Raw genomic sequence first — 16,898 nt, forward strand, 5'->3', positions numbered from 1 at the left:
TTGTCTATAATGAGCAGGAGATTATTAGCTTATTTTTTATTAGATACTTCGGGGTCTATGAACGGAGAACCTATTCAGGCACTGAACAATGGTTTTAACGGCCTTATCAGTATGCTTCGTGCAGATCCGCAGGCGATGGACAGCCTGCATTTGAGTGTCATTACCTTCGACAGAGAAGTTAAAAATATTATCCCATTAACAGATCTGGTAAGTTTTTATCCCATGGAAATAACCTGTCCGGATAGCGGTCCAACGCATACTGGAGCAGCGCTGGAAATGGTTTCAGAATTGGTGCAGAAGGAAATAATCAAAGAATCTGCCGATACAAAGGGAGACTGGCAGCCACTGTTATTTATATTTACAGATGGAAAACCTTCAGATATTCAGAAATACAGACAGATGATTCCGGTGATCAGGGGACTGGAATTTGGTGCCATCGTAGGATGTGCTGCAGGCCCGAAAGCAGATGAACAGTTTCTCAAAGAACTGACAGATCATGTCGTAAAGCTGGATACTACGGATGCTATTACTCTTTCTTCTTTTTTCAAATGGGTGAGTTCTTCCATTACACAGGGAGGGCAATCACAGAATACCGGAGAAAATATCATATTACCTCCACCACCATCGGAACTTAATATTATTATTTAAAAAACTGTCTTTACACAATGAGAAGACTGCCTATTTATTTTTTAGTAGACATCTCCGAATCTATGGTAGGAGAGCCTATTGAGCAGGTACAGGAAGGTATCGCCAATATTATCAGGGAATTAAAAAAAGACCCCTATTCACTTGAAACGGTTTATATTTCTGTGATTGGTTTTGCTGGAGAAGCTGAAGTGATTACCCCGATGCAGGATATCATCAGTTTTTATCCCCCTAAAATTCCAATTGGAAGTGGTACATCACTTTCTCAGGGCTTGATCAAAGTGATGGATTGTATCGACAGGGATATTGTGAAAACAACGTATGAAAGAAAAGGCGACTGGAAACCTATCGTCTTCCTGTTTACAGACGGAGTGCCCACTGATGATGCCAACAAAGCCATTGAAAGATGGAATAAAAAATACAACGGGAAATCTAATACCATTGCCGTATCTATTGGAGAAAATACCAATTACAAACTTCTCGGTTCTCTGGCAGACAATGTTTTATTATTCAATAATTCCGATGAGAATTCTTACAAAGAGTTTTTCAAATGGGTAACGGATTCTATTAAAACCACCAGCCAGAGCGTCACAGAAGCAAAAAAAGAAGGAATTAATTTGTCTAAAATTGATTCTCTTATCCTTGAGAAAGTAGATCCTGAAATGGAACAGAGATTCCCGGATAATAATTTTGTAGTATTGAACGGAAAATGCCAGGAAACGGAAAAACTTTATCTGATGAAGTTTAAAAAAGCATTTGCAGAATCAAGTATTCCGGGAATGGCTACAAGATACTACAGGCTTGACGGAGCGTATAAAATTGATGAAAAAGCCTACTACAGGCTTTCCTCCAATCAGAAAACACAGCTTAAAATCAATATAGAAGAATTGGACGGAGGAACTTCATGTCCTCACTGTGCGAATCCAATTGCCCTGGCTACCTGCTCATGTGGTGGAATTCACTGCCTTAGAGGAGAGGGATACAGTAAATGCCCATGGTGCGGAACTTCGGATTATTATGGATTTTCAGGCGGCGGATTTGATATTAACAGAACTCTGGGCTAATGATGGGCAAATTTTTCAGAAAGTCTGTTGATGGATCCAAACCGAAAACTATGGAGCAAACACTTATTTATAAAGAAAAAGAAGAATTTAAAGATGCTCATTGGGTATTGAAAAATGCCAGTGCCAAACAGTTCTATGAATTCAGTTTCGATATGGAAGAGTTTCCTAACATCAAGATTCAGAAAATCGGAAACCTGGAAGAAACAGGACTTAGTTTTGAAAACGGAAAAATTTCAGGAACTCCGGTTACTAATAATATGTATCATCTGGATGTTCAGTTTTATCACATTCAGGATCAGAATCAGATTGAAACAAAGAAAATACAGCTCTTTGTGAATGCAGATCCGAAAGACCTGTGGAAAAATATTCCAGGCGATAAAAATGCAGCTTTTTATAAGCCGGAAGAAGATTCATTCAAAGGTTCTTTTTCAGATAAAAAAATTGTGGTGGCTTCCAAAAGAGGGCGTTCCCATGCCCATGAAGGGAAATTTCGCGAAGATGATTTTGCCGTAAATTCGCTTCCCTTAAACTGGAATATTGTTTCTGTTTCAGATGGAGCAGGCTCAGCAAAGGCCGCAAGAGAAGGTTCAAGACTGGCAACAACAACCATCAATCAGTTTTTCAATTCACAGGAGGTTTTAAGCCGGATTGAAGATAGTATCAACATGCTGTACAACCGTCAATCTTCCGACGAAGAAGAGTTGGAAGCTCAACAGAAAATTATCAATATCTTATCGGAAGGTGTTTTACATGTTTATCATACATTGGAAAAAATAGCATCAGAAAATGCCCTTTCAGTAAATGATCTGCATACAACGCTTATTTTTACTTTGCTTAAAAAGTTCAGTTTCGGATATGTCATTCTTAGCTTTGGAGTAGGAGACTGCCCGATCAATCTGATTAATACTGACTTTTCTGAAGTCAAGCTTTTAAACCTGATGGATGTGGGCGAGTTTGGCGGTGGCACAAGATTTATCACTATGAAAGAAATCTTTAATGATACAATGGCTTCCCGTTTTAGAATGACCTGTGTGAAAGACTTTTCCTATCTGGTACTGATGACGGATGGTATTTATGATCCTAAATTTACCACAGAAAGTAAACTGGAAAATACAGAAAGCTGGAAAGCCCTTTTTGAAGACCTTGCAGGAAATAATGATGACAGAACAAAAGCAGATTTTATCAACGATGAAAAAATTGATGAAGAACTTTTAATCTGGAGTGATTTCTGGAGCAGAGGAAACCACGATGACCGTACATTGGCAATAATCTATTAATACCATGAAAAAGACCATTAAGGTTGTTTCTGTTCTGGACACAGCCAAATCCTATGAATATGTAGATGAAAACCCTATCCGGGGCGGTGTGAAAGATGTTTATTTTTCGCCTGATAAAGAATATGTAGTCGCTTTCTACCGGAATCCGCTGGATGAAGGACAGAAAGAAAGGATTATGAGAATTGTCTCCACCTATCTGCAAAGTATACAGAATGGAAATACTTCAGACTACTTTCTGAACGAAATTTTCAGGTGGCCTTATGATATTGTTGAAAGAAATAAGCTCACAGGAATTGTAGTTCCTGTTTATCACCATAAATTTTATTTTACCAAAGGCTATATTGGTTCAGATAATATTAAGGGACAGGATAAAGTGGGGAAGTGGTTTACTGCCCCCATGTTCAGGAATCAGCAGTATCCGCTGAGACTGGATCAGTCAGAACTGGGAGATTGGCTGAGCTATTTCCAGATTGCAGTCAATATCAGCAGAGGAGTTAAAAAGCTGCATCAGATGGGGCTGGCACATTCCGATTTATCATACAATAATATTTTGGTAGACCCTGTTACAAAATCCGCATGTATCATTGATATTGATGGCCTTGTTGTACCCAAACTCTTTCCACCGGAAGTCATAGGAACCGCTGATTTTATTGCGCCAGAAGTTTTAAAAACCCAGCATCTGAAACTTCAGGATCCGGACAGACATTTACCCAATCAAAAAACAGATCTGCATGCTCTTGCTGTTTTAATTTATATGTATCTGCTGAGGAGGCATCCGCTGCGTGGAGGTAAAATCTGGGATCTGGATTCCGAAAAAGATGAAATTTTATCCATGGGAGAAAAAGCGTTGTTTGTAGAACATCCCGAAAACCCTTCCAATCAGGTAAAAGAAGATCATCTCAGAAAATGGGATGCATTCTGGGGAGATCCTCAGAAGATTCCTTATACGGTTACAGGCCCTTATCTTTCAGAATTGTTCAGAAAAACATTCATAGACGGATTACATGATCCCATCAGACGTCCTACTGCCAATGAATGGGAAACCGCTTTGCTTAAAACAGTAGATCTTATCCAGCCTTGTCAGAATTCCAATTGTACTGAAAAATGGTATGTCTTTGATAATACCAGCAATCCAAAATGTCCGTTCTGCGGAACACCTCATCGCGGAACACTTCCTGTATTAGATCTTTATTTCAGATTTGATGATGAGGTATGGAAGCCCGAAAATCACAGGCTGATGGTCTATCATAACCAGTATCTTTTTAAATGGCATGTTTCCAGAAAAGTAATACGCAATGAAAATCTGACGATGCAGGATAAAATGCCTGTAGGATATTTCACATTCCATCAGGGAAAATGGATATTGGTGAATCAAGGGTTATCCGGAATGAAAGATATCACAGAACAGAAAGAAATTCCACCAGGTTCTATGGTTGAACTCACCGATGGTAAAAAAATATTGTTGTCAGCAGAAGAAGGCGGAAGACTGATTTATGTGACTATGGCAAATCAGTAAAAACCAACGCATAATCAAGGCTTGTTTCCGAAATGTCATTCTGAATGTAATGAAGAATCTCATATGGATGTTTATGTATGAGATTCTTCCTTTGTCAGAAATCGAAGATTCGACGTAGTCAATGACAAAAATCAAATAATTTGATATTTGAGAAACCCCATTTTAATCAAAGAAAACCAACGGCATTAGCCGAAATCTAAGTAAATTTACTTTACTCCCTTTCCGTTTCCATAAAATAAGAATACTGATCTTCATCCACGATTCTGAAACCAAGACTTTTATAAAGATGCTGAGCCTTATTGGTTTTTAATACACTTAATGACACCGTTTTTCCTGCTAATGAGGCTTCCTCCAGAATATCAGACAAAATCTTTTTTCCAAGACCTTTACCTTGCTCACTGGGATCAATCTGAAGCTGCAGAACATCAATGTTGGTAAATGTTCTGTCTAGTTTTAACAGCCCGATGGGTTGATTGTTTAAATAGATAATATTGGCTTTTTCAAACTGATACAGAACTCTTTGCATAGTCGTTTCCTTATCCGTGGAAAGTCCGGAAGCTTCATAATGAGGATTCATGGTTTTCATTCTGAGATTGAGAAGAAAATCAATATCAGTTTCATCAGCTTGTTTATAGCGAAGGTTAAGATCCATATTCAAAAATAAAAAATTAAAGCTTATTTTAATACAACTTTCAGTCCCATTTTTTTCTTGCCTATGTTAAAGGTTGGAAGCTGGAAGAAGGAAGCTGGATGTTGCTATTGTGCTGTAGAGAACTTCTGCGTTTTTTAATTTTAACTTTTGTTTAAAAAAAAATCATTCCTGTCCGATTAAATTAAAGCATGATTAACAGGTCGCTCCCCCGGAGCTTTATTTTTTACAGGGACTTCATTTTTTTCTACTAGCAGCAGATCCCGATGGGATCAAATCCAGCTCCTATGGGAGCTGACTGTTAATAGGACGTCTTTGTTTTAAAATTATAGCTCCGGGGGAGCGACCTGTTAATTCATACTATAAATATTGATATTTTCAATGTTTTTATACTTTTTATCGGACAGTAATGAAAAAAAATATTCCTATCAAAAAACTTCAGAAGTTCATTGTCTGACAAAACTTCCTGCCTCCAGCTTCCATCTTCCAGCCTTATATTAACTTAAAAAAGCCCCTTCTCCCAATTTTTATTTTAGTTTGAGGGATCAGTTCCATTTCTTTATTTACGTCCGTTATTTTAATGGTATTGATCTGAATACCTCCACTCTCAATTAATCTCCGGATGGACGATTTACTGAGGTCATTTTTAAGCTGATGACAAAGTTCAATAATAGAAATTCTGTTTTCCATACCTTTCAATAAACCAATGGCTACAGGTTCATAGACTTTATCCTCAAAATTTTTATTCTGAAACTGATTGATGAAAAACTGTTCTGCATTTTCCGCTGAAGCCAAATTATGGTATTGGCTGATGATATTTTTAGCAATCAGCTTTTTAATATTCATAGGGTTTTCACCTTCTTTTATTCTCGAAAGAAGCGCCGTTTTTTCCTCTACAGAAAAATCGGTGGTAAGATTGATAAACTCCTCAATCAAAGCATCCGGAATAGACATGGTTTTTCCAAACATTTCATTGGGTTCGTCCGTTAGCCCGATAATATTGTTCAGGGATTTACTCATTTTTTCCTTTCCGTCAAGACCTCTCAACAAGGGCATGCACATCACAATCTGAGCTGGCATTTGGTGTACTTCCTGAAGCTGCCTTCCCATTGTACAGTTGAAAAGCTGATCCGTACCGCCCATTTCAATATCACATTTTATTTTTACAGAATCAAAACCCTGAAGAATGGGGTATACCAGTTCATGCATAGCGATAGGAGTATTTTCTGTAAACCTTTTATTAAAATCATTGCGGTGCATCAATTGAGCAACGGTAACTTTTGAAAGTAGCTGAATTACCTCAGAAAAGTTTAAAGCATCCAGCCATTCAGAATTGAAAACAATCTTCGTCTTCTGTACATCAATTATCTTTGAAAGCTGATTGATATACGTCTGGGCATTATGCTCTACATCTTCAGCACTTAAAGATTTTCTTGCTTTGTTTTTTCCGGTGGGATCACCAATTCTTGCCGTAAAACTTCCTACCACAATAACGATCTGATGCCCCAGATCCTGAAACTGTTTTAGTTTTTTTAAGACCACAGCATGTCCCAGATGAAGATCCGGAGCCGTGGGATCAAATCCCAGTTTGATGATGAGTTTTCTGTTTTCCTTTTCGGCTTGAGCCAGTTTTTCTTCCAAACCATTTTCCGGCAGGATGATAGCCACATTTTCTTGTAATGAATCAATCATGTTGAATAGTTTTAAAATGAAAAAAGCCCGGACAGGTACTGTCCGGGCTTTATATATACGTTAGATTATTTTATTGGATTACAGATATAGAAAGTCTTCCCGAACGATAGCCCGGAGTGTAATATTCACTGAAGAATGGAAGACGTAATATGCTGTTCAGATGTTTCATTGTGACAATATACAGGGATTTCCTGAGGAGCCAGTATTTAAACCATTAAGACGTATTGCAGGGTTATAACAAGATTTGTTTTTAAGAAAAAACCTAACCATCCATCAATCTTAATGGCTTAAAATAATGGTTCAAAACAATTTTACTTGCGATTTTTGAAGCCAATTTCATGCCACAAATCCCTTAAAAGCAAAATACAGGAGAAAGATATAAAAACCGTGTTTTATTATTTTTTTAATCACTTGGTAAGAAGCCTTTATAACAGGGGTGATCTTCCACTTTTCAATAGACGTTATTATAGAAAAAATTAATCTTTAAGGATATGTTCAGAGTATAAATTTTTAATCTGATCTTTCCAGATGTCCAGATTTTCTGCAGACGCTTTATCTGCTTTATCAAAAAATAAATGGCTGATGATCTCCAGTCCGGAATAGATGAAAATGCCATTGTCAGAGGTCAGTGTAAGCGCTTTATCCATTCCTGTTTTTTCATATTCTTCATGAGATTTTCCATGGGTATTGATAATTACGGTTTTTTTACCTTTCAGAAGACCTTTCTGTATACCCTGATCATAACGGTAAGCAAAACCATAACTGAATACACGGTCTATATATCCTTTCATCATAGCCGGAAGCCCCGTCCACCAGATCGGATAAATAAAGGTGATCTGTTCTGCCCATGAAATATGCTCCTGTTCAGTCTTTACATCATCCGATATTTCTCCCATACGCTGTCCCTGCATATCTGCGAGAGAAAGTACCGGATCGAAACCGATTGTATAAAGATCCCTTACAATAATTTCCTCGTTACGGGATTGTAGTGTTTCAACAACAGTGTTTAAAAGATGATGATTTAAGCTGTTTTCATTAGGATGCGCGTAGATGATTAAATGTCTCATTGTTTGGATTGTTAAGATTAATGAGACAAAAGTACTGCGGCGTACTTTTCAAAAATTGTAAGAAAACGAAATGGTCTATTGGGATTTAGGATTACAGATTTCCTGCTGGAATTTTAAATACTGAGCCGGTGAAATGTTGATAAAATGCTTGAAATCATGAATAAGCTGGCTCTGATCATAGTAACCGCATTCATCAATGATGGTAAACCATTTGACCTGTTTTTGCTTTTCGGTTTCCTCTTCAATGATTTTTATCGCTTTTAAAAAACGATTGTAACGGTTAAGCTCTTTTAAAGAATATCCAAACTGTTCTTTCTGCTTTCGCTGAATATTTCTTTCCGTCTGTTGAGTCTGCTCGGCAATTACTTTGACAGGATTTAAAAGATGATTATCAAAACTGCTCAAAAGCTGGCTGGTAGAATCCTGATGCTGAAGATAGGGTCTGCAGAATTCAAGAATATGATTTACCTGTTCTGTGGTTGAATTCAATTGAGTAAGCTGATGCCAAAGATCCGTAAAACAATTTTCTTCCAACAGTTCATCCGGATGTCTTACCGAATGTTCAATAGATATCTTACCGAAAAATCTGAAAAATGCATCATCCTTGAAATTAGCAACCATAATAGAACAGCCAGTGGGAAGCGTATACTCAAAAGCCTGTCTCACAGGTCCGAATACCATGCATTTATCTATACTTATGATGGTTTTTTCACGAGTAGACATGGTAGCACTTTCCCCAAAACAAAATAACAGAATCGTCTGATAAGTGGGTAAAAGTGTTTTGGTAACTGATGTTTCAGAAGTATTTTCAGCAAAATAAAAATGAGTAAATACACTTTCAAATTCCTGAGGAACTGAAACTCTGTATTCGTTATATTCAGAATGTAATTCCATACGCTTGAAGATTAACCTATGAAGTGTTTTATCATTTAAAATTAGTCATTATAACTCATTTTACATGGACTGTTTTCCTGAACAGTTTGAAAGCCTGCTTTCTCAAAAATAGTCTGAGCGTTTGCTTACATCAGCAGTAATCTTATTTTGATGATTCAATAAAGCCTCTTTTTCAATCTGATGATGATCTGATGTAATCTTATTCATTGAGCTTTTGCTGTTCTACAACCTGAGGTCAGAAAATTTCAAAAAAAAGCAAGCAGTTTCATATCATAATAGGAGACTGCCGGCTGTGTTATAGTTTTTATCCTGATTCAAAAATTATTCTTGCCGCATTTTAAGTGACAGTTTTCTTTCGGTTATATTTACAAGACAATTATCGAATGCAGAATGTTACATTGGAGGGCAATATTTTTTTGAACTCATCACTATTGAAATTTTCTTTTGGTATTTTTGTGTAAGATTAAAACAGATTTATTTCAATGTACGACAAGCTTTTACAATATCTGCATTCCGGTCATGATTTCACTCAGGAAGAAACTGAAGCGGTTAAAAAATATTTTGAGCCTGTAACATTTTCTAAAAATATCATCATAGAAGAGGCCGGAAGAGTACCTCAATACCTTTACTATATTGTTTCAGGCTATCTTAGACTTTTTTATACAGATGAAAAGGGTAATGAAGTGACAACACATATCAATTGTCCGCCGGGATTTTTTACTTCTTATTCAGATTTTATCAACAATACTGTTTCTGAAAATACGATAGAATCTGTCACCTATTCTGAACTTTTGAGAATTTCTAAAGAAAATCTCGATCATTTAATCAGCCAAAGCCAGACCATGAAAGATTTTAGTATTTCCGTTTTTCAGCAGTCGATTGCCTATAATGAAAAACGTTCCAGAGAATTATCTGTTTTGAATGCTGAACAACGCTACCTGCAACTGATGAATGATTATCCTGAAATTATTCAAAATGTCCCTATCCGGTACATCGCTTCATTTTTAGGAATGAAACCCGAAAGCCTGAGCAGAATCCGGAGAAAAATAATTAACTAACAAAAGTCAAGTGGTTCCGGTTCCGGGAAGATGAACTTTGCAGCATTAAAATTAATGTAATGACAAAAAATAATCTAAGCCTTGTTTCAGGAGCCAATGGACATCTGGGAAATAATTTAGTGAGATTTTTACTGAACCAAGGGCTTCCGGTACGGGCGGCCGTAAGAAATACAAAGAACAGAAAACCTTTTGAAGGATTGGATTGTGAGCTGGTACAGGCGGATATTACTGACAAAGCCTCTTTTGTAAAAGCCCTTCAGGGTGTGGAAACATTTTACGCGGTAGGAGCTTCTTTTAAATTATGGGCTAAAGATCCCAAAAAAGAAATCTATGACGTGAATATCAATGGTACCCGGAATACCATCGAAGCCGCTGCAGAAGCAGGTGTAAAGAAAATAGTGTATGTAAGTTCTATTGCTGCACTCGATTATACAAAGTTACCTGCCAGAGAAAGTAACGGTTATAATCCGGATCGTAGAGATATGTATTATAATTCTAAGAATGATGGAGAGAAACTGGCTTTTGATCTGGCTGCAAAACACGGTATAAAACTTGTTTCCGTCATGCCTTCTGCTATGATTGGCAGTAATGCATTTTTACCGTTAAATGTTTCGTATGGAGTCCTCAAATTAATTTTGAATAGAAAAATCCCTGTAGATACAAAAATTACCATGAACTGGATTGATGTGAAAGATGTTGCAGAAGGATGCTTTCTGGCAGCGGAAAAAGGACGTTCCGGTGAACGTTATATCCTTGCCAATGAAAAGTGCATGACCATCACCGATACAACCATTCTGGCCAATACCCTTTATCCGGAGCTGAAACTGAATATTCCGCGTTCCGTTCCCAAAGGCATCTTGTTTACAATTGCGGCTATCATGGAATTGACTGCAAGACTAAGCGGAAAGCCACCCGTACTCACCCGGAAAGATATTGCCATGTTTTCAGGGTTACAGCAGGATTTTGATATTTCTAAAGCCAGGACTGAATTGGGATTCAATCCCAAAAGTCCCGAGGAAGCTGTAAAAGAAGCATTAGATTATCTCATGAAAAACCCCGGAATGCTTGTAGAGACTTAAAAGCCTCATTTTTATTGATTCTCGAGCTTGATGATAGATCCTTTGTAAAATTTGGTCAGATCATACAGATCTGTAAAGTAATGCTGAAGATCCGGGATCAGTTTATGATCAGGCTCTTTCAGGCCACATTGGTTTTCTGCCAGGAGATATAAAGATTTGTTGTCCGGTTTCAGATATTCACAAAGTATATTATCCTGATGCTGTTCTCTGTTGAGAATTTCTGTAAGGAATATTCCGTAGATCAGAAATTGATTAAAATTTTTAGCATCAACCATATAATTCATGTCCTGCTTCAGAAGCTTTTCATAATCTGAAAGAATCTGCACGAAATTTTCGGCATGAGCAGTTGTTGGAATTTCATAAAAAAGATCAATACCATTGATGAAAAGCTGTGTTTTGGTTTCCTCGTGATCTGAAGAATACACTTGATGAAACCACTGGAAAATAAGCAAAAGCTCTTCCTGAGTAAGTTCTTCAACGGAGTCTTTTACTTTTTCTTTAATGGTTTCAAGGGTATTTTGCGCTTCAGGCTGAAGGAATTTCAGAATATTTTCTTCTTCACGGCAGAGCTTATTGTACAAATTAATTTTGGCAATAGTAGGATTGGTCTTGATGAAATAAAGTTCTTCCGCCATAGTTATTTACCAAATTAGATTTCAAATGGTTGTTTAAATATACGAAATATGCGTCAACTGTATTAAAAAAATAATATGCTGTGAATGGTATGGCTATTTTACCGTTTTATGAAGCGCAATTCTGTTTCCTTCTGAGTCTTCAAATTCTGCTACTGCAAAACCGTATTTTTCGTCTGTTCTTTTCGGATAAAGAACAGAGCCTCCATATTGAACAGCTTTTTCCAGCGATTGGTCAATATTTCCAGTTTTAAAATAAATAATGACACCCTCTTTTGAAGGTTTGTAGACCTCTCCTTTGGCTAATGCTCCGGTGATGCCATTGTTTTTTTCTTCAAAAGGAAACAAAGACATCTCATAGCCGTCTATGATTTCTTTGTCAAAACTAAAGTTGAAAACAGCTGTATAAAATTTTTCAGCACGCTCCATGTCTTTTACAGGAATTTCAAAATAGACAACAGGATTGGTAGGTCTCATATTTTTTTCAGCCTTTGGTTTCTGTGATTGACTACAGGATATGCCTATTAGCAGTAAGAATATGAAAAAATAAGAAAGTGGCTTCATGGTATAGAATTTTAAATAACGGATATTATTTCCTGACTCTAAAATAAAGTTTTGAAAATTCCTAAACATGTTCGAGGCATAAAAAATAAATACTGCTTTTATTGCTTTTTTGATAAGGTTTTGATTTCATTTAAAGTTGCTTTTGCTATATTTCTGGTTATTTCAGTAGGAGAGTGGCAATCGCAGTTGCTGAGGCCAATTACATAGATATTTTCACCGGGAATGTAAATACCCATGCTTTTAAATCCAAAGACACTTCCCCCATGCTCGCGGTCAGGAATTCCATTGATCTCTTTCAAATGCCATCCGTATCCGTAAGTAAAATCTTCACCATTATTCAGTTTATATTTCTGAAAAGCTTTTTGAGTTTCTGTTGAATTCAGCAATAGATTTTGCTGTAAAGCCTGCTGCCATTTCAGCATATCATCTGCCGTAGACATCAATGAACCGGAAGAAAACGGAATGCTGAAACTGATAACGGTTTTATTTACAAATCCCTGTTCTTTTTTGTGGTAGCCATATGCTCTTTGAGGAATAACTTTTCTGTCGGAAGCGTAATAGGAATGATTCATTCCTGCCTTATCAAAAATATTTTTCTTAATAAAATCTTCATAAGTGATCCCCGAAACAAGTTCGATAATATATCCCAAAACAACGTAGCCGGAATTGTTGTAATCAAATTTTTCTCCCGGAGCGAAATCTACAGGTTCGTTTTTGAAAAAATTGACCATCTCTTCAGGTTTCATCTCTTTTTGAGCGATGGAAGAGAGTGATTTTATTTTCGTAAAATCTTTTATTCCGGAAGTATGAGTCAGAAGATGATGAATAGTGATCTTATCTCCGTTAGGATAATCTTTGATGTATTGGGAAACAGGATTATTGACATTGAGTTTTCCTTGCTGCTCCAGCATCAGAATGGCTATGGCAGTAAACTGTTTGGTCATAGAACCGATCTGGAAAACATTGTCCGGAGTCATATTCACATTGAGTTCAAGATTGGCTTTCCCAAATGCTTTCCGGTATAGATTTTTTCCATTTTGAGTGATCAGAAATACACCGCCAGGTTCATTTTTATTTCCGAATTCAGTTTGAATAATACTGTCAATTTTCTTTTCATATCCTTTTGACTGTAGCTGAGCATCCATCGTATTGTTTAAAAATGGAAGCAAAACAAAAGTGGTTATCAGTTTTTTAATAATCATATTGATGTAATTTGTTATACAAAGATATAAAATATTTTTATTACTATGTTATACAATATAGCTATTTGTTTTTTAATTCAAAATGTTGATATTCTATAAAATTATTTGGAAACAGAAATGAGTAACATCATGGGTCTGCGGAGTTCTTCTTTCATCTCAGGAATTTCTTTCAACATGTCCGGGCTTGGCTTTGGCTCGATGACTTCTTTTATTTTGAAACCATACTTTAATAATGTATTTAGATAAGAAGTTAGAGTACGGTGGTATTTGATCACATTTTCACCCAAAAAAGTAGTGTTTCTTTTTCCTTCTATAAAATATCGGTCTACGGGCCAGCTGATTTTTTCACCATTTGTATCATATGTCCAGTCCTGACCGCCTTCCGCAGTAAATACAGGATGTTCCACTGAAAATACAAAACTTCCGCCGGGAGTAAGCCATGTGTAGATGTGCTGAGCAATAGCATCGAATGATTCTACATAATGTAATGTGAGTGAGCTGAGTATTACATCAAATTTTTCCGCAGGATAATCAACATCTTCCAGAGCGTTTCTTTCATAATGAATTCCTTCAAAATTGTTGATTTCCTTAGCTTTTGATAACATTTTTTCTGAAAGATCAATTCCGATCACAGATTTTGCTCCATTTTCCATAGCATAGCGGCAGTGCCATCCGAAGCCACAGCCGAGGTCAAGAACAGTTTTTGCTTCAAAATCCGGCAGCATATTTTTCAGTGTGTGCCATTCTCCGGCTCCTTCCAGTCCTATTTGAGAACGGAGCATTTTTTCGTATTGGTCAAAAAAAGATGGATTATCGTATTTATTTTCTTTCATAGCTTCAAAAATTGAGGTTCTCTAAACTCAGCCATTCAGACTTTGAAAAGTAAATGTACAACATTATTGAAATTCAGGGTTTTCTAATCACTGAAAAAGTAAAAGCTGAATCTAAAAGATTCAGCTTTATATCAATCCTCATGGGAGAATTTTTTAATTCGATTCTGTGTATATTTTGAAATTATCGAGAATGGCCTGCCAGCCTCCTTTCTGCATTTCTTCAGGATTCTGGTTTTCCGGATCGAAAGCTACATCTACATGAGTCTGACCCTCTTTTTCTTTAAAATCAACTTGAACCTGTCTTCCGTCCGTCATAGTGTACTTAAAGCTTTCCCCATCTTTTATTTCGTCATATACAGCCTCAAAGTCGAAACCGAAGCTTCCATCTTTAGCTTCCATTCTTGCCGCATATTTCCCACCTACTTTCATATCATTGGAAGCAGAAGGACACTGCCATGAAGGATCAGCAAAGTTCCATTGGGTGATGTGCTCGGGATTTGTGTAATAATTCCATACTTTTTTTGCATCTGCATTAATGGTAGCAGAAACTGTGATTTTTTGGCTCATTTTTTATGGGTTTAATGTGAGTAATAATTCGTCAAGTTTTTCCAATGTAGCTATCATTCCCTGTTCCATACCCATTTCGATAATGGTTTCCAGATCAGTTAAGGATTGATAGGTGACAATAGTTTCTACAAGGGTGTTTTCATTTTTATCCGTGAAAGTGACTACCCATTCTGCCTGAGGAAGGTCTGTGTTGATTTCTCCTTTTTCATTACAGAATGCATCGCTGGAAGTATAAGAATCAATCGGGTTGATTCTGTGGTAGCCTACCCAGCCCCAGTATTCGGTTCCGCTAGGTTCTACCATTGCATAATGCCAGTGTCCGCCTTCACGGAATTCCATTGATTTTGTTTTTGTGGTCAGTGGTTTCGGGGCAAACCAGCGGTCCAGAAGTTCACTTTTTGTGTAACAGTCCCATACCAATTGTCGGTTGGCCATAAACTCACGTCTGATCGTTAAGGTGTTCTTTTCTTTGTCTGCAAGAAAATCGAACTGAAGATGATGTTTCATAATACTATTTTATAGTTTGGTAGTTGTATTAAATTTTATTCTGCTGGCTTTTTAATGTGGCCAGTAAAGTATCAAGCTGCCCGAAACGGCTTTCCCAGATTTTTCTGAATTGTTCCAGCCAATGATCTATTTCTTTCATCTTATCAATTTCTAACAAGTAATAAATTTCCCTTCCCTGGTGATTTTGAGTCACCAATTCACATTCCGTCAATATTTTAAGGTGTTTTGAAATAGCCTGTCTTGTGGTATCAAAATGCTCTGCAATGGCATTGGGTGTCATAGCCTGTACTGCGATCAGCGCAATAATAGCCCTGCGTGTGGGATCTGCTATTGCCTGGAAAATATCTCTTCTCATAGATGATGATTTTTAAACGAAACCATATGGTTGCAAATATATATGCAACTTTTCGGTTTCGCAAGTTTTTATGATAAAAATTATAAATCAAAAACTAGAAAATAATAGATGGTGTTTGTTAATTGATTTTAAATCAGTTGTTTGTGTTGTTTTTGAGTAGGCTTTACCTTTTGTTTTCCCGCATAGCTTTGATCAATCTGTCATTTCTTTTGTCAGCTCTTTCGTTGTTTAAAGAAAGTACGGCCCAGATAGCAGCAGGAAGCCATCCGATCAGAGTGATCTGTAAAATCAGACATACGATTCCGGTGAGAACTTTTCCACGGACCATGAAAGATAAGAATGGGAGTAATATGGCTAGTAACATGATTTTTCGTTTTTAATGAATTGATTTTTAACGGGACTGTGGATCGAAATAGGCTTTAAAAGTGAGAGGGTCTTCCGTTTTATGCTCCGCTTCTTCAAGATATTCCAAATACTCTTCCTGATGTTTCTCCATATAAACAAGCACAATGGCAAGATTTACAAAAAGATTTTTGTCCTTAGAACCCAAATGTAATGCCTTTTTTAAATACTCCAGAGCCATTTCGTTTTCTCCCATATCAGAGTAAACTGCACCAATATTGATTAAAGCCGCAGTATTTTCAGGTTCAATCAATAAAATTTCATCTAATTCTTTCACTAACAGATCGTTTAAAGTATCCCAATGGTCTTCATTTTCCCTCCTTTTAGCCTGAAGTTTTTTTACGTTTTCTAATCTTGTTGTTATTGTGCTCATTATTTAAAATTACAGAATGAATGCTTATAAGATGCAAATTTAGCTTTTTACTCTTTAAGTCCATCCAGTATGGCAGCTTTCAGGATTTCAATATTGATATCTTTCAATGCTTTGAACTTAATACAATATCCAGTGACGCTGGCTTTACCTATTTTTTCTCCATAGGTTTTAGATAAATAGGTTTTATCACTGATATTCATAATATAAAGGGAAATACCTGTTGTATTGGCGCTCATTCCAATCTGATAAAAGTCCCTGGTTTTTCCACCTGCATACAGCATGGTATATGATCCATATCCAATATTGGGATTGGAAACGGTTTTATTTTCACTGTTTTTACCATCCAGAAACCACAGCTGGCAATCCGGTATGAGTTCGAGAATGATTTGATGGAGTTCCTGCATATCATTACGTTTCACTTCCGGTTGGCTGTTGATATAGTCCTGAATTTGTTCTTGGGTGGTCATAGATCAGGAATTGATTTTGAGATTATCGAGCGACTAATTTAAAACAAAAAAGAAC

The 16,898-nt window shown here is 36.7% G+C and carries 20 protein-coding genes; 6 read left to right on the forward strand and 14 right to left on the reverse strand.

All coding sequences use genetic code 11. The features are described 5' to 3' along the window. The first annotated feature begins 9 nt into the window (after window positions 1-9). From ACODR7_RS03585 to ACODR7_RS03600, 4 genes are read left to right on the forward strand one after another with little or no spacing between them, the layout of a single operon-like run. Entirely contained in the window at window positions 10-648 is a 639-nt protein-coding gene (locus ACODR7_RS03585; RefSeq protein WP_488837334.1) for a vWA domain-containing protein, read from the forward strand. A gap of 17 nt (window positions 649-665) precedes the next feature. Further along, window positions 666-1,709 carry a TerY-C metal binding domain-containing protein gene (locus ACODR7_RS03590; protein WP_488837336.1) on the forward strand — a complete coding sequence of 348 codons (1,044 nt, stop codon included), beginning with the start codon at window positions 666-668 and terminating at the stop codon, window positions 1,707-1,709. A gap of 50 nt (window positions 1,710-1,759) precedes the next feature. Further along, entirely contained in the window at window positions 1,760-2,986 is a 1,227-nt protein-coding gene (locus ACODR7_RS03595; protein ID WP_488837338.1) for a PP2C family serine/threonine-protein phosphatase, read from the forward strand. A gap of 4 nt (window positions 2,987-2,990) precedes the next feature. Further along, entirely contained in the window at window positions 2,991-4,502 is a 1,512-nt protein-coding gene (locus tag ACODR7_RS03600; RefSeq protein WP_488837339.1) for a helix-hairpin-helix domain-containing protein, read from the forward strand. Window positions 4,503-4,713: 211 nt separating this feature from the next. On the opposite strand, the gene ACODR7_RS03605 is transcribed toward ACODR7_RS03600, so the two are convergent. The 4 genes from ACODR7_RS03605 to ACODR7_RS03620 form a co-directional block, all read right to left on the reverse strand. Beyond that, window positions 4,714-5,154, reverse strand: coding sequence for a GNAT family N-acetyltransferase (locus ACODR7_RS03605; protein ID WP_488837341.1), 441 nt, complete (start codon window positions 5,152-5,154; stop codon window positions 4,714-4,716). A gap of 489 nt (window positions 5,155-5,643) precedes the next feature. Next, window positions 5,644-6,843: a tyrosine--tRNA ligase gene (gene tyrS / locus ACODR7_RS03610; RefSeq protein ID WP_488837343.1), complete on the reverse strand. Its 1,200-nt coding sequence runs from the start codon at window positions 6,841-6,843 to the stop codon at window positions 5,644-5,646. A 476-nt stretch (window positions 6,844-7,319) separates the two neighbouring features. Beyond that, window positions 7,320-7,910 carry an NAD(P)H-dependent oxidoreductase gene (locus tag ACODR7_RS03615; RefSeq protein WP_488837345.1) on the reverse strand — a complete coding sequence of 197 codons (591 nt, stop codon included), beginning with the start codon at window positions 7,908-7,910 and terminating at the stop codon, window positions 7,320-7,322. A gap of 75 nt (window positions 7,911-7,985) precedes the next feature. Continuing rightward, the gene (locus tag ACODR7_RS03620) at window positions 7,986-8,804 is read right to left on the reverse strand and encodes a helix-turn-helix domain-containing protein (protein ID WP_488837347.1); all 819 of its coding nucleotides are present in this window, start codon (window positions 8,802-8,804) and stop codon (window positions 7,986-7,988) included. 482 nt (window positions 8,805-9,286) lie between these two features. Here ACODR7_RS03620 and ACODR7_RS03625 point away from each other — a divergent pair, with 482 nt between their 5' ends. Next, window positions 9,287-9,862 (forward strand): Crp/Fnr family transcriptional regulator, encoded by a 576-nt coding sequence (locus tag ACODR7_RS03625; protein WP_488837348.1) that lies wholly within the window; start codon window positions 9,287-9,289, stop codon window positions 9,860-9,862. 59 nt (window positions 9,863-9,921) lie between these two features. Next, window positions 9,922-10,941 carry an NAD-dependent epimerase/dehydratase family protein gene (locus ACODR7_RS03630; RefSeq protein WP_488837350.1) on the forward strand — a complete coding sequence of 340 codons (1,020 nt, stop codon included), beginning with the start codon at window positions 9,922-9,924 and terminating at the stop codon, window positions 10,939-10,941. Window positions 10,942-10,952: 11 nt separating this feature from the next. Here the strand turns inward: ACODR7_RS03630 and ACODR7_RS03635 are convergent, their stop codons facing one another. From ACODR7_RS03635 to ACODR7_RS03680, 10 genes are all read right to left on the reverse strand, one after another. Then, a complete protein-coding gene (locus tag ACODR7_RS03635) occupies window positions 10,953-11,576 on the reverse strand; it encodes a hypothetical protein (protein ID WP_488837351.1) in 624 nt (207 codons plus the stop codon). Between the two features lie 93 nt (window positions 11,577-11,669). Beyond that, the gene (locus tag ACODR7_RS03640) at window positions 11,670-12,137 is read right to left on the reverse strand and encodes a VOC family protein (protein WP_488837352.1); all 468 of its coding nucleotides are present in this window, start codon (window positions 12,135-12,137) and stop codon (window positions 11,670-11,672) included. Window positions 12,138-12,235: 98 nt separating this feature from the next. Then, complete coding sequence (locus ACODR7_RS03645) at window positions 12,236-13,339, reverse strand: serine hydrolase domain-containing protein (RefSeq protein WP_488837354.1); 1,104 nt, start codon at window positions 13,337-13,339, stop codon at window positions 12,236-12,238. Window positions 13,340-13,440: 101 nt separating this feature from the next. Further along, window positions 13,441-14,172 (reverse strand): class I SAM-dependent methyltransferase, encoded by a 732-nt coding sequence (locus ACODR7_RS03650; protein WP_488837356.1) that lies wholly within the window; start codon window positions 14,170-14,172, stop codon window positions 13,441-13,443. Between the two features lie 153 nt (window positions 14,173-14,325). Beyond that, window positions 14,326-14,739 carry an SRPBCC family protein gene (locus ACODR7_RS03655; RefSeq protein WP_488837357.1) on the reverse strand — a complete coding sequence of 138 codons (414 nt, stop codon included), beginning with the start codon at window positions 14,737-14,739 and terminating at the stop codon, window positions 14,326-14,328. Window positions 14,740-14,742: 3 nt separating this feature from the next. Then, complete coding sequence (locus ACODR7_RS03660; protein WP_488837358.1) at window positions 14,743-15,246, reverse strand: SRPBCC family protein; 504 nt, start codon at window positions 15,244-15,246, stop codon at window positions 14,743-14,745. 28 nt (window positions 15,247-15,274) lie between these two features. After that, on the reverse strand, window positions 15,275-15,601 hold the full coding sequence (locus tag ACODR7_RS03665) for an ArsR/SmtB family transcription factor (RefSeq protein WP_488837360.1): 327 nt from the start codon (window positions 15,599-15,601) through the stop codon (window positions 15,275-15,277). A 163-nt stretch (window positions 15,602-15,764) separates the two neighbouring features. Then, window positions 15,765-15,965, reverse strand: a complete 201-nt coding sequence (locus tag ACODR7_RS03670) for a YqaE/Pmp3 family membrane protein (protein WP_488837362.1) — start codon at window positions 15,963-15,965, stop codon at window positions 15,765-15,767. A 27-nt stretch (window positions 15,966-15,992) separates the two neighbouring features. Beyond that, window positions 15,993-16,376 carry a tetratricopeptide repeat protein gene (locus ACODR7_RS03675; protein ID WP_488837364.1) on the reverse strand — a complete coding sequence of 128 codons (384 nt, stop codon included), beginning with the start codon at window positions 16,374-16,376 and terminating at the stop codon, window positions 15,993-15,995. 47 nt (window positions 16,377-16,423) lie between these two features. After that, window positions 16,424-16,843, reverse strand: coding sequence for a DUF1801 domain-containing protein (locus ACODR7_RS03680; RefSeq protein ID WP_488837366.1), 420 nt, complete (start codon window positions 16,841-16,843; stop codon window positions 16,424-16,426). Window positions 16,844-16,898 lie beyond the last annotated feature (55 nt).

The sequence above is a fragment of the Chryseobacterium sp. FG46 genome, assembly GCF_057809135.1.

Coding starts and splice junctions, on each gene's coding strand:
- ACODR7_RS03585 (WP_488837334.1), top strand. CDS start 10: ATGAGCAGGAGATTATTAGCTTATTTTTTATTAGATACTTCGGGGTCT.
- ACODR7_RS03590 (WP_488837336.1), top strand. CDS start 666: ATGAGAAGACTGCCTATTTATTTTTTAGTAGACATCTCCGAATCTATG.
- ACODR7_RS03595 (WP_488837338.1), top strand. CDS start 1,760: ATGGAGCAAACACTTATTTATAAAGAAAAAGAAGAATTTAAAGATGCT.
- ACODR7_RS03600 (WP_488837339.1), top strand. CDS start 2,991: ATGAAAAAGACCATTAAGGTTGTTTCTGTTCTGGACACAGCCAAATCC.
- ACODR7_RS03605 (WP_488837341.1), bottom strand. CDS start 5,154: ATGGATCTTAACCTTCGCTATAAACAAGCTGATGAAACTGATATTGAT.
- tyrS (WP_488837343.1), bottom strand. CDS start 6,843: ATGATTGATTCATTACAAGAAAATGTGGCTATCATCCTGCCGGAAAAT.
- ACODR7_RS03615 (WP_488837345.1), bottom strand. CDS start 7,910: ATGAGACATTTAATCATCTACGCGCATCCTAATGAAAACAGCTTAAAT.
- ACODR7_RS03620 (WP_488837347.1), bottom strand. CDS start 8,804: ATGGAATTACATTCTGAATATAACGAATACAGAGTTTCAGTTCCTCAG.
- ACODR7_RS03625 (WP_488837348.1), top strand. CDS start 9,287: ATGTACGACAAGCTTTTACAATATCTGCATTCCGGTCATGATTTCACT.
- ACODR7_RS03630 (WP_488837350.1), top strand. CDS start 9,922: ATGACAAAAAATAATCTAAGCCTTGTTTCAGGAGCCAATGGACATCTG.
- ACODR7_RS03635 (WP_488837351.1), bottom strand. CDS start 11,576: ATGGCGGAAGAACTTTATTTCATCAAGACCAATCCTACTATTGCCAAA.
- ACODR7_RS03640 (WP_488837352.1), bottom strand. CDS start 12,137: ATGAAGCCACTTTCTTATTTTTTCATATTCTTACTGCTAATAGGCATA.
- ACODR7_RS03645 (WP_488837354.1), bottom strand. CDS start 13,339: ATGATTATTAAAAAACTGATAACCACTTTTGTTTTGCTTCCATTTTTA.
- ACODR7_RS03650 (WP_488837356.1), bottom strand. CDS start 14,172: ATGAAAGAAAATAAATACGATAATCCATCTTTTTTTGACCAATACGAA.
- ACODR7_RS03655 (WP_488837357.1), bottom strand. CDS start 14,739: ATGAGCCAAAAAATCACAGTTTCTGCTACCATTAATGCAGATGCAAAA.
- ACODR7_RS03660 (WP_488837358.1), bottom strand. CDS start 15,246: ATGAAACATCATCTTCAGTTCGATTTTCTTGCAGACAAAGAAAAGAAC.
- ACODR7_RS03665 (WP_488837360.1), bottom strand. CDS start 15,601: ATGAGAAGAGATATTTTCCAGGCAATAGCAGATCCCACACGCAGGGCT.
- ACODR7_RS03670 (WP_488837362.1), bottom strand. CDS start 15,965: ATGTTACTAGCCATATTACTCCCATTCTTATCTTTCATGGTCCGTGGA.
- ACODR7_RS03675 (WP_488837364.1), bottom strand. CDS start 16,376: ATGAGCACAATAACAACAAGATTAGAAAACGTAAAAAAACTTCAGGCT.
- ACODR7_RS03680 (WP_488837366.1), bottom strand. CDS start 16,843: ATGACCACCCAAGAACAAATTCAGGACTATATCAACAGCCAACCGGAA.